The sequence below is a fragment of the Methylobacterium sp. GXF4 genome (assembly GCF_000272495.1).
In the GTDB taxonomy this organism is placed as follows: Bacteria; Pseudomonadota; Alphaproteobacteria; order Rhizobiales; family Beijerinckiaceae; genus Methylobacterium; species Methylobacterium brachiatum.
The window spans coordinates 33,152-47,711 of sequence record NZ_AKFK01000070.1 but is presented as its reverse complement, the minus strand read 5'-3'; the positions used below and the strand labels follow the sequence as shown (position 1 = coordinate 47,711).

Genomic DNA, 14,560 nt, shown 5'->3' with positions numbered 1-14,560 from the left:
CGCGTCCATCTCGCCTAAATCCGCCGATGCACCGGCGCCTCGACGGCTGTGGGCTTTCGCGGCGAGGACCGGCGGGGCGACCAAGCCCGCCGGGACCGCGCTTACGATGGGCTGACCGATGGGACGATCCCGACCGCGTGCGCCGCGGGGTCGGGATGGATGCCCTGCCAGCCAAGCCAGCCGGTGTAGAGGCCGACGAGCACGATCAGGGCTGCCGAGGCGTAGGGCGCCCGACGGGCGAAGGCACCGAACCCGGACCACCGCGACGCGACGTGCTTGACGCTGAGGGCGGCCAGCACCCCGGCCGAGACCATCGTGACCGCGAGGCCGATGCTGAAGCAGACGACCAGCGCGAAGCCGAGGCTGAACTGCTTGAGCTGGATGCACAGGAGCAGGACGGTGATGGCGGCCGGGCACGGGATCAGGCCGCCGGTCAGCCCGAACAGCACGATCTGTCCAGTCGTCACCTGACGCCCGGCGAAGCGTCGCCGGATGTCCTCCGCATGCGCCCGGGCATGGGCGTCGTCCTCGTCGCCCAGGTTCATGTGACCGTGGTCGTGATCCTGCTCCTCGAACGCGACCTCGTGAGTTTCCGCACCCTCGGACCCGTCAAGGCGCAGTCGCGCCGTGAAGGCGTGCGGCTCGGGGATCTCCTCCAGGCTCTCCAGGAAGTCGCCCCCATCGGCGAAGGCGAACGTCTGCCGCCCGCCGTCCGGACGGACCGTCTCGACGGTGACCGCACCCGGCGCGGGCAGCGGACCCGTCCCGGCCCGGAGGCGCCAGCGCGGCGGCACGCCGTCCTCGTACACCTCCAGCGTCAACCGGCTGTCGCCGGTCACGACGTGCCGGTGCTCGCCATGGTGATGATGGTGACCGTGGTGCTGCTCGCGCCAGGTCCGCCACGCCATCCAGAGCGCGATGCCGACGATGAGCACCGCCGACGCCAGCTGGAAATACGGCTCGGCCGTCTCGCCTCCCCATTCCTGGCCGAGATACTGTCCGCCCAGCGCGATCACCCAGACGACCGCGGTGTGCGAGAGCGTCGCCGCCAGCCCGAGCAGGACCGCCTGCGTGACCGTGCCCCGGACCGCGATGATGAAGGCGGCCATCATCGTCTTCGAATGGCCGGGCTCCAGGCCGTGCAGGGCGCCGAGCAGGATCGCGCTCGGCACGAACAGCCAGGCATGCGCGGTCCCCTGCTGCAGCAGGTCGGCGAACGGGGTCATGGGGCGGCTCTCGTCATTTGAGGTAGGTCCGCACCACCTCGATCAGCTCGGCGGCGCCCCGGGCGCGCTCGGCGTCCGGCTCGGCGTCCGGGTTCACGACGTGGTGGCGGATGTGGTCTTCCATCAGCTCGGCGGTCAGGCCGTTGATGGCCCCGCGCATCGAGGCGACCAGCATCAGGACGTCGCTGCAGCCGAGCTCGGCTTCCAGGGCCCGCTCGACGGCTTCCGCCTGTCCTTTGATCCGGCGCACCCGCGCCAGCAGCTTGGTCCTGTCCTTGATCGTGTGAGCCATGAATGGCGTCCTCGTACTCGCAATATATAGGGGGGTACCCTATCTGTGTCCAGCGACCGATGCGTCGCGTGGCGGGGAGGCCCTAGCATGAGGAAGGACGACCCATGCATCGGGGTTTGCCAGTGGGATGGGCGGACCGGCTGGTGCCTCGGTTGCGGCCGCACGGTCCCGGAAATACGCGCGTGGCGGAAGATGACGCCTTACAGGAAGGCCGCCCTCGCTCGCGAACTGCCGCGGCGCGTTCAGCAGGTCGCCGTCGCGCAGGTCGAAGTCGAGCCCGGCAGGACCCCGAGCCGCTCCTAGATCGCAGGATCCGCAGGGCGGAACGGCGGCCCCGGTCAGATCGTCCCCGACATGGGTTTCGTCCAGCCGGACGCCCCGTCAAGCCACGCCGGTGTAGCCGAGCCGGAATCGAAAGGCGTCGTGACCGGTGACCGTCACCGCCGCGATTGCGTCCGGCACGTCGGGCGGCATGCGTCGGACGATGCGCTCCATCCCACAGCAGCAAGCCCGGCGGACGAGGACGGCGAGCCCCGATCCGTTTCCGGCGGTCGCGGTCGCCGTCTTATTGCGCCGGGACACGCCGGGCCAGACCACGAGGCTCACCAGCCCCGCCGCTGCCGATGCCCGAGGCGCGAACCGAGCCCGCCGGCGTCGATGGGCAGGTGCAAGCCTGACCGCGAGGGTGGACGTCGGCACCGTCTCGGCCTTGCAGGCCGGCGGTGACCTCATAAGCGCGTTGGAGGCCGAACCCGAGCGGCGGCAGGACGGAGATCCAATCCAGCCAATGCCGGGCGATCCGGCAGGTCGCCGCCTGCAGCGCCGCCAGCACCGCGACGCCGGTCGCACCGAGGACGGATCCGAGCGCGAGGCCGCGCCAGCCGAACCGATGGGCCGCCGCGATCACGGTCGCGGCGATGATCCAATCTGTTCACGTCCCCTGGAAGGCGACGGGGTCCCCGAACCAAGACGGCGTAACATCCTTCCTCGGTCGACGCCCCGCGCAGATCCTCATCGCCCCGCTCATGGCTTTGCGCCGACGGCGCTCGCGCGGAACGGCGGTCCCGGCGTGCTCCTAGGGTCGCGGCGCGTGGGTCTTGGCGATGCGGCGCCGAAGGTCCGTCGGGACATCCATCCGGCGCCATACCGTCGTGGTCTTTCGGCATGTGATCGCGAAAGCTGGCCTGACGCCGGCCCGATCCAAGGCTTCCCGCACCCACCGCGCGCCGGATCCCATCTCCCTGGCGAGCGCACCCGTGGTGGCGTACTCGGCCTCGTAAGCCGCGAGCGCATCGTCCCGCACGAGGATCTCCCCGCACGGCATCGCTGTCCCCGCCATGAGGCCCGCCCGGACGATCAGGCCGACGCTGTCCGTCGGGACCGTGAGCCGCCGGCCGACCTCTTCGAGGGTGAGACCCCCACCTTCGCGCGAACGCCGCGCGACCCTGATGTCCTCCGGGTTGACCAGGAAGCCCGCGAGGCCGGGTACGTCCCGCAGGACCGCCCTGACCCGAAGCTGGCCGGCCAGGATCATGTCGCAGGTGCCGCGCACGCCGTCGACCTTGCCGTGCTGGCTGGCTCGCGCGAGCGGAAGGAGGCCGGCGGGCGTGGCCCCGACGGTCGGCGCCGAGCCACGGATCCGGGATAGCACGGCGGCCACGGCATCCCGGTCGAAGACGTCGGCCTTGATGCCGGCGCGCGCGTGGATCTCGGCGGGTGGGACGATTCGCGCCGCGACCAACATCCGCGTCTGGCGCTTCGCCAGCCCGAGCGCCGCCGGCAGATCCTCCGCGCGGAGCGCGCGGTCGAGGATCGCCCGGATCTGGGCGGCGGTCTCGCGGGCGATGCCGATGGGCGTACCCCTCCTCGTCCGTTGCGGCCAGGCGCCCAGGGCCTTGACGTAGCCGGCGATGAACTCCGGCCTTCGGCCGCATTCCGCGGCGATGTCGGCGAGGCTGACCAACGGGACGTCGGCATGCCGGATCACCACCGAGGTCTTGTGAACCGGGCCCCGACCGGCGTGATGCGCGTATAGGGCCGCCCGAACCGCATCCCCGCTCGCTCCCGCCGGCAGCCGCTTCGCCCAGAGATACAGGTAGCCATAGACCTGTTCGGCCCCCCAGGCGCCGAGGCCGACATGGTCGGCTCGGGCCATCCCGTCGAGCAGGGCGTCGAAGGCGTGCGGCCAGTCCCGGGCGGTGGCGAGACCGGCCGAGAACACCTCCGGATGGCGCTCCGCCGGAAACTTCGAGAGGGCCCCGTCGGCGCCCCCGAGCAGGGCGACGCCGAACCGCTCCATGGCGTCGCAGGCCTCGGCGAGCGTCAGGCCGTCGAGGAGGGGCACGCTGGTCCGGGCCATGCCGCCGAGGCGGCCGACCACGTAGGCGTCCGCCAGCGTCGTCGCGGGCGGGACCCTGGCGCCGTCGCAGGCGAGAAGGGAATGGCCGTTCCTGCAACGGGTCAGCGAGCCGGCTTCCCAGGTGACGCCCGTCCGGCAAATCGGGCAGGACGCCTCCAGGCGGACATGATGGAGGGGACAGGTGCCGACGGCGGCCACGTCCCACCAGAAGCGCCGGTGGATGTTCCAGTGCGCGTGTCGTCCCGACGGCGTCCTGCGAAGGTCGTCCTGCCAACAGCAGGGGCACCACCGCCGCACGTTCGTCGTCCAATCGTCCCGGTGGACCACCTCGTCCGCGATCACGACCTTTTTCTTGGTGATCTCGGTGGGCGTCCAACCCCGGAACGCGTCCTCGCCACGGCCGAGCCGATCCGCGAGGGGGCCGGCGGCGCGGCCCTGCAGGATGTCGCTCATGGAATGGCCCGCGGTCCTGAGGCGTTCGCGGCTCCACGGCTCGCCGTTGACGTCGAAGGCGCGCAGCAGGTGGGCCGCGGCGGATTCCCCGTCGATGACGGGCGGGATGATGGTCAGCCGCATCGGTTTCCCCCTACGCGTCGTCGGCTTGCGTCTCGACCCCGGCCTCGGCGGTCCCCGTCAGGCGCGTGAGCCTCTCGAACTCGATCTCCTTCATCTTCGGCAGGGTCGAGATGTCGACCACCAGGAACGGGTTCCTGCGCGGACCGAGCTCGAAGATCTCCTCGAAGACGAAGCCGAGGTGGTCGACCTGCCCGATGCTCGGCTTGCCCGACTGGATGGCGCGGAAGGCCGCCTTCTTGACGAGGTGCATCATGCGACCGGTGTAGCCGTTCGAAGCCTTGAGCATGCGCTGAACCATGTCGTGCTCCGACAGGCCGCACGCGGCCGGGAAGCCGAGCCTTGCCTCGACCAGCGACAGGAATTTCGTGGCCTTCTTCACGCAGGCTTCCGAGTGACCCAGCGGCTTGATCGGCTTGAAGACGCAGCGCCGGAGGAGCTGGAAATCCTCCTTCAGCACCTTCTTGAGCCAGGGCATGCCCGAGAGCACGAGGGAGACGGGGCGCAACTCCGCACCGGGCGGCCGAAGCGGATCGTCCGGATCCGGGATGACGAGGTTCTTCAGCGTCTCGACCAGGGTGCGCCGCTCGTCACCGGTGCGTCCGCGGAAGGCATGGTGGAATTCGTCGATCATGATGATGGAGACGAGTTGGGCGTGCATCTGGTGGCGCACCCGGGTCCAGATATCGTGCTCCTTCAGGTTGGCGCTGAGCTCCTTCTCCGTCATGGCGAGGTACAGCGCGAGACCCAGCGTCTTCAGCGTGCAGGGGCTCGGCGCCTTGATGTAGACCAGCGGCCGCACGGGGCCGAACTCGTCGCGGAACGGCACGAGCGCCGGGCGGAGCTGCAACCGGGCGAGCAGATGCGACTTCCCGGCCCCGGAAGCGGCCGGGATGACGAGGCACTGACCCTCGACATCGTCGCCGAGGTCCTTGAGCATCTCGTCGAAGCGCGCGACGGTCTTGATCACGACGTCGGTGTTGACGTGGATGGTGTCGACGCGTCGCTTCCAGGCCCGCCGTTCGAGGTCCTGCGGGCTCAAGCGGATCGCGAACCGCTCACGGCGGACCGGGGCGGCCTGGGGGCCGGGAAGGATGGTGACGTCGGGGCGGAAGATCTCCCCGTCCTGGCTTTGCGGCATGCGATGGCCCTCACTCGGCAGTCCAGTTGTCAGGATCGTCGGGGTCGAACTCGGCGCCGACATCCGCCGTCACGCTCCGCGGATCGGCCTCGGCGGCGACGGGCCTCGGACCGGCCGGTCGGGCCGCCGGCGCGGCGTCCTGCGGGGCTTCCTGCGGGGCGCTGGCCGGGCGCGGGGCGGTCTTGCGGCCACCCTGCCCGACCCGGGGCGCGGGTGCCGCGTCGGCCGCGGCCGGCGGCGCGGCCTTCCGCGGGCGTCGGGTCCGCAGCCGCTCTTCCTCGTGGGCGCCCTCGTCCGCGACGTCCCAGGCGACCTCGAACATCGGGTCGTCGGCGTGGTCGCGGAACCAGTCGACGTCGGCGCTCGCCAGGCGCTTCGGCTTGACGCCGGCCTTGCGGCATTCGGCGCGCAGCAGCTCCATCGCGCGGACGAGCGTCGCGCGAGCGACGCGCTGGCCTTCCTGCGTCATCCGACGCGCCGTGCGGACCACGTCTCGCCACTCCGCCAGAGACGTCCCGTCGGCCAACCCGTCCTCGCAGGGGACCTTGATCCAACCGGCCTCCTCGTCCACCAGGACGAGGAGGTGGCCGAGATCGGACGCTTCGGCCTTGACGAGGAATTCGTCGCCGAAGTGGAAGCCCTTCCTGCGACGGACGCCCTTCAGTTCGTCGGACTGGTAGGTGAGGCCGAGGAAGGTGATCCCGTTCCGCTGGATGGTCCGCGGGACCACCAGGGCGATGAGCGGGTCGAGGTCGTCGGCCGACGGCGGCAGGCGCGTGCCATAGCCCGCCAGGTCCTGCCAGCGCAGCAGGGGCGTTCGTCCGAGCAGCCCGCCATGCTTGCGGTTGTGGTAGATGTCGACGACCCAGATGGTGAAGAACTCGACGAGTTGGGCCAGGGTCAGGGCGGCCTGCCCGACGCTGTCGTAGTCGCCGCGCTCGCGCACGTCGCGGAAGGTCCGTCCGGGAAGGTAGGCGCAGAAGTCGCGCGCGATAGTGCCGAGGGCGCGCTCGACCTTGCCCTTCAGGTGGGGCTTGCGCCGGGGCATGTAGCGGAGCTCAAACCGCAGCTGCCCGGCGGCCGCCTTCATCGACCGGGAGTGGAATTCCTTCCCGTTATCGAGCTTGACCACTTCCGGCACGCCGAACACGGGCCACGCCGTGTCGACCCGGATGCCGGTCAGGTCCTTCGGCAGCACCGCCATGCGCAGGCAGTGCATCACCGAAGTCCAGGAGGGACGCTCGTCACTGAGGTGGAATCCCACGATCATGCGGGTCGCGGCGCAGATCGCGACCGTGAGCCAGACCCGCCTCGTGCGCTTGTCCTTGCGGCGCCGGTCGCGCGCCGGCGTGCCGTCGCCCTCCAGGACCAGCACGTCGAGGGGCGTGTGATCGACCTCGACGATTTCGAGCGGCCGCGTCGCCTGGGGGGCCTTCTTGACGTGCCGGAAGGCCTGCTCCGCCGCCGCGGGGCCCTCGCGATGGTAGATCACGTCGAACTGGCTGACGTTCGCCTTCACCCAACGCCGGATCGTCATGCCATCGGGCACGTCGAAGGGCACGGTGCGCGTCTTGTTCTCGCGCTCGATCCTGCCCTGGATGAAGACGATGACATGGCTCAGCGGCGGTCCGTTCCGGGTGAGCCAGTCCTCGCGCACGCGCTCCGCGATGATCATCTCGACCTCGGGATCGAGGCGGAAACCCGCCCGTCCCTTCAGGTCGTCCAGCGGGATCAGCGCCACGATGGACTTACCGCCCTTGCGCCAGCGCCCGTACCAACCCTTCAGCGAGGAGCCGCTCACCCGTTCGAGCGGCACGTCGTCGGGATGGGAGCCCTCGTTCTCGATGGCCCGCTGCCGGCGCTCGGCCGCGACGAGCCTCGCGATATCGGCGTAGCCCTTCGGGACCTTCCTATGGGTCCGCTCGGCGAAGCACCGGTCGCAGGCCTGCACGTAGTCGAGGCGCATCAGCGCCGCGTCCTGCTGGCGAACGTCGAAGGTGTCGATGTTGCGCAGGAGGTTGTCCCTGACGCCTTGGGGGAGCCCGGCGGCGGTGTCCTCCACCAGTTGGAGCCGCCTGGGCTCGCCGAAGTAGAGGTCGGCCAACTCGGCATGGGTCTTCGTGACCGTGACCGGCCTCGCCCCGAGGGTGCGCAGCGTGACGCCGGCCTCGTCGCGCGAGAGCACCTTGTGGTAGACGCCCTCGACGATGACGAGCGCGTCCGCTTGGAGACGGATCTGGCACGCGCCCATGGTCAGCGCAGCCCCCCGCATGCACCGGGTCCCGCCATGCGCACCCTCCCGCCGCGGTGGAGGTCCACCAGGACGGCGTCGCTCAGCACGACGGTCTCGGAACCGCCCGCGAGCCTGCGCAGGGCGAGGCCCGCCCGCTCGCGGGCGACGGAGGCGTAGGGGACGCCGTCGACGACGACGACCGCGCCGATGGGAAGGCGGAACTGCTGGTCGAGCCTGTTCAAGGTGCACTCCTGAGGTTCGCGGGGCGGCGGATCATGGCGTGGTCGTCGAAGGGTCGGCCGGGGTCGGCCAGCTCGGCCTCGCCTCGCGCGACCAGGGCCACGACGGCCCGGAAGGCGCGGGCCTGGAGCCCCGATGCCGCCCGGAGGTCCCGGACGAGGCCCTGGCCGCCGAAGCGGTCGAGAACGACGCGCATGGTGTGCTGCTCCGCCTCGTCGGCCACGAAGGTGCGCTCGCTCGCGACGAGCGCGGCGTTCGCGACGCGGAGCGCGTCGACCTCGACCTCGGTCCAGAGCTCGAAGCCGTCGTAGCCGGCGGCCTTGGCGCCGGCTTCGATGCGGGGCCGGATCCCGTCCCAGCCCAGCCTGATCACCCTCTTCCGCGGCTTGACCTCGACGGCGATGCGCCGCCCGTCGTCGATCTCCACGGCGAAGTCGGCCGTGTAGCGGCGCCACCGGACGCCGTCGTGCCACCGGAAGGGAGCGGGCTCCTCCTGGTAGCGCAGGACGGCATCGTCCTGCTCCAGGATCAGGATGAAGTCCCGCGCGAGGAGGCCCTCGTAGGCCACCATGCGATAGCCCATCCCCACCTTGCCGGAGGGGACCTCGCCCGTGATGCAGTCCCGTCGGCCGGTGACGACCGGGCGCGACGGGCTCGGCTTGCCGACATGACGGCTTCGCAGGGTCGCCGGCATCAGGGCCGCCGCCGGGTGTCGCGGCCGTCAGGCCCCTCGGCTGCGTCGGCGCCACCCGATTCCTCGCCGGTCCGGATCGCGGGAGCGGCCCCCGGCGACAGCCGGATGGGATAGCGAGCGACCCCCTCCTGCCAGCGGTCCAGCGGGGTCCGCCGGTCCGCTCCGGAGCGGCGGAAGTCCAGATCGGCGAGCCAGGCGTGCGCCCCCGCCATCAGGCCTCCTGCGTCCTCGACCGCCTCCCCCCGGGCCGTCAGCCAGCGCTGCAGGCCCGCTGCCCGGCAGGGAGCGCCCGGATGGTCGACCCCGGCGAAGTGCAGCCGGATGCCGAGCGCCGCCGCGGAATGCTGGAACGTGGCGCCGAGGAAGGCGGGATCATGGTCCAGCACGATCACCTCCGGCAGCCCCATGCACAGGCGGGCGGCGCCGAGCGGCTCCGCGGCAGCCGTCGCGGTCCGCGCCCCGAACAGGCCGAGCAGGTCCTCCCCGTCCGGCGGCGCAATGCCGAGCGCCGCCGCCACGATCACGCCGCTGTAGCTGTCGCGTGCGGTGACCAGGTGGACGCGGTCGGCGCCGAGTTCCGGGATGGCGAGCCGCAGGACTTCCCGGGCGACGACGACCTCGGCGAGAGGACGCCCGCACGAGAGCTGCCGGTACCGATACGCCTGCTGCAGGGAACGCAGACGGTCGCCGACCATCCGCACGAGGGTCCGGAAACCGGGAACGTGGGCGGCCGCGCCGCCCCGCGCAGGCGCCGCTTCCAAGCACCTCGCCTGTGCGAGGCGGGCCATGGCCGTCAGCGTGACGCCCAGGCGCGGGTCGGCCTCGGCCACGACCTGGTCGACAAGCTCGCCGATCCACGGGGCCCAGTGGGTCTGCTGCCGGGGCAACCGCGCCATCCGCCGGTCGGCGAGGCCGGCCGGGTTGCCGCCGGCCTCCCTAAGCCGCGCTTCCCATGTCCTGACCTGGCGCGGCGTGGGCGGATCGACGTCGTCGCTCAGCTCGCAGACGGCGCGGATCGCGGCCCGCAGGTGGCGGTCACCCCGCCGTCCCTGCGGGAGGTCCTCGACCGCCCGCACATAGCGGTGGCGGCGCAGCGCGGCGGCGCGCTCGCGCTCCGTCATCTCGTCGAGGGCCTGGATCTCGGCCCGGAGACGGTCAGCGTCGGCAGTCGTCGACGGAAAAAGTTCGAGCTGCTTCATGGTCGTATGGGTCCTTGAAAGGCGGACGGGGCCAGCCTTGTTGATTGGATGGGATGGGATGGGATGGGATGGCGGCCCCGGCCCGGAGGCCGGGGCTTCGTCGGCGGCTCAGAACTCGGTGGGCTCGCTGGCCTCGGTCTCCCGCTCGAACGTCCCCCGCGGGACGCCGAGCAGCGCGGCGACGTCCCCGTCCCAGGCATCGAAGGCTCGGTCGATCAGGGGGGCGAGGGGCGGCTGGAAGTCGGCCGTGAGGGGCTCGACGCGGTACGGCTCGTTCATGATGCTCTCCTCGGATGGGGTCGCGCGGGGCCGGTCCGGATCCGTCGCGGGGACGGTCCGGGCGCGGCCGGCTTGGGCCGGCGGATCCCGAGGAGGCGGAGCGCAGCCCGCTTGCTTTCGCAGGCGAGAGCTGGCATACGTCGTCGGTCTCGAATGTCGGCCTTGATCCCGGTGGTTGGCCGGTCTGGTTTTCGGCAATCGTGATCACGAGGTCTGGCAATGACGCGGTCGAGAGGGCTCAAGCTCTCGGCCGACGGGCCAGTCCTAACCTGCTACGGCTTCGCAGCTCGGTTGCGGGCAAGCTCAAAGCGTGCGGTCCGGATCGGACCGTGCGCTTTTATTTTGCCGCTCCGATCACTTCCCGATCCGGTGGGTCGCGCGAGCGCGCGCGGAGGGCTGCGCGAGATATGTTGCGCATTGCCATTCTCCTCGATGATTGATGAGTTGTTGGATCTAGACTGGTCTTATGACGCCGAGGCCTTCGTTGGATCTTTCAGATACCAATGTTGTGCCTTGCGATCATGGTAAACGAGGTTTTTATTCTTAAGGCGGGTCTTGTTTTTCTCCGAGGCATCGAGCGTGAAGCCGGCGTCCCGAACCGCGTCATTGACTTCGCTTCCCGACAGCCCCTTGGCGCCCGCCTTCGCGAGTGCGTCGACGATGACTTGGGCGACCAGGCCCGAGACTTGCGGCACCGGCTCCCGCTCGGCCCCGCCCGAGACCGGCTCGTCGGCCGGCAGCGGCTGGGCCGGCGCTTCCGTCTCGGCCTGGTCGGCCGCCGGCGTCGGCTCCGGCGCGTAGGCAGCCCCCTGCCGCAGGGTCGCGATCACCTGGTCGAGGCGGGCCGCCTTGGCTGTCTCCGCCGCGATGGCGCTCACGTGTTCCAACATGAGCTCCTGAAGCTGCCGCGTCCTGTCCGCGGCGGCTTGCCGGGCCCGGTCGCGCTCCTGGCACATCTGAATGATCACATCCATTCGGCACCCCCGACCAGGTCCAGGTCCGCATCCAGGTCCGGAGTAGCTCCGCGACCTGCTGATCGGACCATAGACCGGGTGCCCGCCAGGCCGCAAGTTCTTTCGCCCAGGTCCACCGGACGTGGTAAACGGAACCTCACCCGGTCGGCCCGGTCGACCGGGTGAGTGAAACCGGATCGCGCACCCGGCCAATCTTGTCCGTCGCGTCCCCGGGTCATCCTCCGGCGGAGTGTCGCGTGTATCGAACGGCTGGCGACCATCGAAGTGACCAAGGGCGCCCGCAAACGCCACGTCCGCGTTCGTCGATCTTCAAGTCGATGAAGCATTCATTCGAGCACAGGCCGCCGTACCAAATGTCGGTCTGCGTATTCTAATCAGCATCTGCGCCGAGACGAAGGCGTATGCCGCAGTTCATCAAGCTGGCCCTCGGGGGTCAGCGGGTATCGCGACCCTCGCACTGGCCGAGCGGCTTTGCCGTCGACAGGGCCCCCGAGCCGGTCGGCGACCCGGCCGTCCCGGACCTGGTCGTCATGGGCCTGGCCGACCGGTGGGTTGGGCCGGGGCGCGGATCAGGCACCGACCGGCCGGCCCGTCGTGCCACTCGAAGCCGATCTCGACCAAGCCGGACGCCAGCACGAGGTCGCGGACCGGGTCGAACCTGACGGCGCTTCCCTCCTCGTCGGCGGTGCGGACAAGCTCCTCCAGCAACCCGGCATCCTGCGTCCGAACCGCCTCAGGAGCGACCTGGAGCTCGCCGGTCCCGTTGACGTGCATGTGGAGGATGGGCGCGCGGTCCAGCCGCGAGAGGCGGCGCATCGCGCGATGTGCGGGTGTGTCGAGCTCGTCGGGGATGGACGCATCGAGGAGTGCATCGGTGTCTTCGGGCGCGAGCGTCGTCGGCGCGCCGTCCGACGAGACGACCGCGGAGGATTGCTCGAACCGCCCGGCGGCGACGTCGAAGCGGACCGTCAGGAGCAGCCTGACGCCGGCGCGGGACAGGGCGAGGTCTAGCCGGCCTCCGTGTCCCTCTTGCCGGGCATAGCGGGCGTCCCCGATCTCCAGGCCGGCATGCCGGCGCAGCAGTCGACCTGCGGCCGGCGCGAGCGCCTCGTCTATCAGGTCGCGGGAGAGCGCGCCGGCGAGGCTCCGGCGCCATTGCGGACCGCCCCGGTCCGATGTCCGGGCGCCGCGCGCGGGCGGCGCGAGGAGCGCGGCGGCCGTCCAGCGCAGCGCGGGGACGTCGGCCGCGGCCGGGGGGGCGCGGTGAACCAGGTCGGCCAGGTCGCCGATCAAGGATGGAAGGCCCGGCGACAGCGCCGCCCTGAGCCGGCGCTGGACCAGTGCGGCGGCGTCGGCAAGGGCCGCGGAACCGGGTCCGGACGCGGGGCGGCCCGTTCGAGTGGCGCCCGGCGCGAGGTCTTCGAGGTCGGCGAGGGCCTGCAGGATGAGCGGCAGCATCCGCAGGTACTCGAAGGCCCGCCCGAGGTGCGCCCGCGTGCCTTCGGCATCCTCGGGGACCCAACGGGCGATCCGTTCCAGGGCGGCCAGCACCTCGGCGTGGGCCCTCAGGGCGAAATCCTTCGGGATCGCGTCGAGCACGGCGCGGTCGGCCGGATGGCGCGACCGGGCGAGGGGGGCGACGATGCCATCCATCCAGGCCTGCCTGACGTGTTTGCGGATGGCGCTCTGCAGCCCGGGGATCTTGGAGACCTGGAGACCGCCCCCGGAGAGCGCCGCATGCAGGGTGCCCATGGCCGTATCAACGATGGGCCGCGTGTCGGGATGGGCCAGGGCGGAGATGGCCTGCCGCGCCCGCGCGAGTTCGTGCACGTCCGCCCGCGCCGGGCGGACGCCGGCGGGGGAAACCGGGAATTCGGGGTCGGGATGCATGGCCGGACGGTGCCCCAGGCGCGCGGGCGTCCGGTCGAGGCGCACGGCACGACCTCGCACCGGGACTGTGCGCGGAGGCCGGGCCGGGTCGGTCCTGTCCTTGGACGGCGCCCGGGATTCGGGCGCACAGCCCATTGTGCGAGGCGCGCGGCAAGGCACAAACGCCGTCCCCGACCCTGCCGGGACGTGCCGCCGCGCCGCCGCCGGCCGCGACGTTCCCGACGGCGACCCCGGTGAAGTTCCGCTCGCGCGTTCCGCCATGTCCCGCCTCGACATCCAGGGGTTCTCGGGGACCGGGCCGCCTCAGGCGGCACGGCGCGAACGCATGGGGCGCCGGACCGCGGCGCGCCGCTTCGGCATCCGTCGCACGACGGCGCCCGCGGTGGGCGTCACCGGTCCGGGCGCGTGCGCCGGCGGCCGGTCCGGTGTGCCGGCGACGCCGCGCGGCCCGGGCCCGAGACGCGGCGATCTGGACCGGGGCCCCGAGCCCGATCCGGGTGCCGCGCCCCGCGCCCCGCGACCCGGGAGGACGGGACCGGGACCCGAGGGCGAGGGTCATCCGCCCCGGCGGTCCCTGTCGACGACGAACGCCGGCCGCGTGTCGGACAGGCGTCGCCAGGCATCGAGGTAGGCGCCTAGATGCGGTCTGCGGGTCCGCTCCAGCTCCAGGTAATCCTGGAGGCCTGCGATCGCCCTGTCGTGGGCCGCGGCGTCGGTCCGGCCGGCGAGATACGCATGGCGGACGTAGATGCCGAAGGTCGTCATCGTGTCGGTCTCGCAATACGCCCGGACGCGCTCGATCTCGCCGGCGGCGACCATGTCGGCCACCAGCGACCCGTGCTCGCCGAGTTTGCCCGGCATGCCGACCAGCGCGGCCGCCTCCTCCAGGGTGAGCCGGCTGGCGCACCCGAACCCGGACATCTCGTCCATGACGTCGACGTGGGCGCCGCCGTACCGGTTGCCGTAGCCCGACCAGCGCGTGCCGCGCCGGAACCAGGCTTCCGCCGAGATGCCGTGGAGCATCGTGCGGTGGAGCAGCGTCGGCATGTCGAAGCCGCGGCCGTTCCAGGTGACGAGCCGGAATCTGCCGGAGGCGAAGTGCCGCCAGAAGCCGCGCAGGATGCGGGCCTCGTCCCAGCCCGCCTCGCCGCCGCTCCTGCAGGCGGTGACCCGATATTCCTCCAGTCCCGTGTCGCCGTCGCGCAGGATCTCCGCCTGCACGAAGCTGACCGCGACCACGGCGTGCCACGCGCATTTCGGAAACCTGTCCCGGGCCCACACCTCGGGCGGCGGCATCAGCGTTTCGTCCGGCACGGTCTCGATATCGACGACGAGGAGCGCGTCCGCTTCCGCGCCGGGTTCCGCCGCCGGCCGACGGTCGTGGCGGACGGCGGAGCGCGCGCCGGCCGCGGGTGCGCTCGCGTCGGACATGGAGGGGAGCCGAAGCCGGGGCGACGGGG

14 protein-coding genes are annotated in these 14,560 nt (G+C 71.5%); 1 reads left to right on the top strand and 13 read right to left on the bottom strand.

Translation table 11 applies throughout. The annotated features are described in order from the left end of the window. Window positions 1-101: 101 nt before the first annotated feature. Together WYO_RS19330 and WYO_RS19325 are read right to left on the bottom strand one after the other, a co-directional pair. Window positions 102-1,226, bottom strand: coding sequence for a nickel/cobalt efflux transporter (locus tag WYO_RS19330; RefSeq protein ID WP_007565609.1), 1,125 nt, complete (start codon window positions 1,224-1,226; stop codon window positions 102-104). Window positions 1,227-1,239: 13 nt separating this feature from the next. Further along, complete coding sequence (locus WYO_RS19325; protein ID WP_007565607.1) at window positions 1,240-1,518, bottom strand: metal/formaldehyde-sensitive transcriptional repressor; 279 nt, start codon at window positions 1,516-1,518, stop codon at window positions 1,240-1,242. Between the two features lie 87 nt (window positions 1,519-1,605). Here WYO_RS19325 and WYO_RS19320 point away from each other — a divergent pair, with 87 nt between their 5' ends. After that, window positions 1,606-1,821, top strand: a complete 216-nt coding sequence (locus WYO_RS19320; RefSeq protein WP_007565605.1) for a DUF1289 domain-containing protein — start codon at window positions 1,606-1,608, stop codon at window positions 1,819-1,821. A 78-nt stretch (window positions 1,822-1,899) separates the two neighbouring features. Here the strand turns inward: WYO_RS19320 and WYO_RS31065 are convergent, their stop codons facing one another. The 11 genes from WYO_RS31065 to WYO_RS19270 all read right to left on the bottom strand — a co-directional run bounded on the left by WYO_RS31065 (window position 1,900) and on the right by WYO_RS19270 (window position 14,531). Then, the gene (locus WYO_RS31065) at window positions 1,900-2,124 is read right to left on the bottom strand and encodes a hypothetical protein (RefSeq protein WP_007565602.1); all 225 of its coding nucleotides are present in this window, start codon (window positions 2,122-2,124) and stop codon (window positions 1,900-1,902) included. A 469-nt stretch (window positions 2,125-2,593) separates the two neighbouring features. Continuing rightward, window positions 2,594-4,453, bottom strand: a complete 1,860-nt coding sequence (locus WYO_RS19310; RefSeq protein ID WP_007565600.1) for a TniQ family protein — start codon at window positions 4,451-4,453, stop codon at window positions 2,594-2,596. A gap of 10 nt (window positions 4,454-4,463) precedes the next feature. Continuing rightward, window positions 4,464-5,591 (bottom strand): AAA family ATPase, encoded by a 1,128-nt coding sequence (locus WYO_RS19305; protein ID WP_007565597.1) that lies wholly within the window; start codon window positions 5,589-5,591, stop codon window positions 4,464-4,466. Between the two features lie 10 nt (window positions 5,592-5,601). Further along, window positions 5,602-7,863, bottom strand: coding sequence for a DDE-type integrase/transposase/recombinase (locus WYO_RS19300; RefSeq protein ID WP_007565595.1), 2,262 nt, complete (start codon window positions 7,861-7,863; stop codon window positions 5,602-5,604). Continuing rightward, a complete protein-coding gene (locus tag WYO_RS19295; RefSeq protein WP_007565593.1) occupies window positions 7,845-8,066 on the bottom strand; it encodes a hypothetical protein in 222 nt (73 codons plus the stop codon). Before WYO_RS19295 ends, WYO_RS19300 begins: the two co-directional genes overlap by 19 nt. Then, window positions 8,063-8,758 carry a TnsA endonuclease N-terminal domain-containing protein gene (locus WYO_RS19290; RefSeq protein ID WP_007565591.1) on the bottom strand — a complete coding sequence of 232 codons (696 nt, stop codon included), beginning with the start codon at window positions 8,756-8,758 and terminating at the stop codon, window positions 8,063-8,065. Before WYO_RS19290 ends, WYO_RS19295 begins: the two co-directional genes overlap by 4 nt. Continuing rightward, window positions 8,758-9,957 (bottom strand): hypothetical protein, encoded by a 1,200-nt coding sequence (locus tag WYO_RS19285; protein WP_007565589.1) that lies wholly within the window; start codon window positions 9,955-9,957, stop codon window positions 8,758-8,760. The genes WYO_RS19290 and WYO_RS19285 overlap by 1 nt, the downstream gene beginning before the upstream one ends. Window positions 9,958-10,065: 108 nt before the next feature. Continuing rightward, window positions 10,066-10,236 (bottom strand): hypothetical protein, encoded by a 171-nt coding sequence (locus WYO_RS31705; RefSeq protein ID WP_007565587.1) that lies wholly within the window; start codon window positions 10,234-10,236, stop codon window positions 10,066-10,068. Window positions 10,237-10,700: 464 nt separating this feature from the next. Next, window positions 10,701-11,210, bottom strand: coding sequence for a hypothetical protein (locus WYO_RS19280; RefSeq protein ID WP_007565585.1), 510 nt, complete (start codon window positions 11,208-11,210; stop codon window positions 10,701-10,703). Window positions 11,211-11,738: 528 nt separating this feature from the next. Further along, window positions 11,739-13,145, bottom strand: a complete 1,407-nt coding sequence (locus WYO_RS19275; RefSeq protein ID WP_007565582.1) for a hypothetical protein — start codon at window positions 13,143-13,145, stop codon at window positions 11,739-11,741. A gap of 510 nt (window positions 13,146-13,655) precedes the next feature. Next, a complete protein-coding gene (locus WYO_RS19270) occupies window positions 13,656-14,531 on the bottom strand; it encodes a 3'-5' exonuclease (protein WP_230364973.1) in 876 nt (291 codons plus the stop codon). Between the last annotated feature and the right edge of the window lie 29 nt (window positions 14,532-14,560).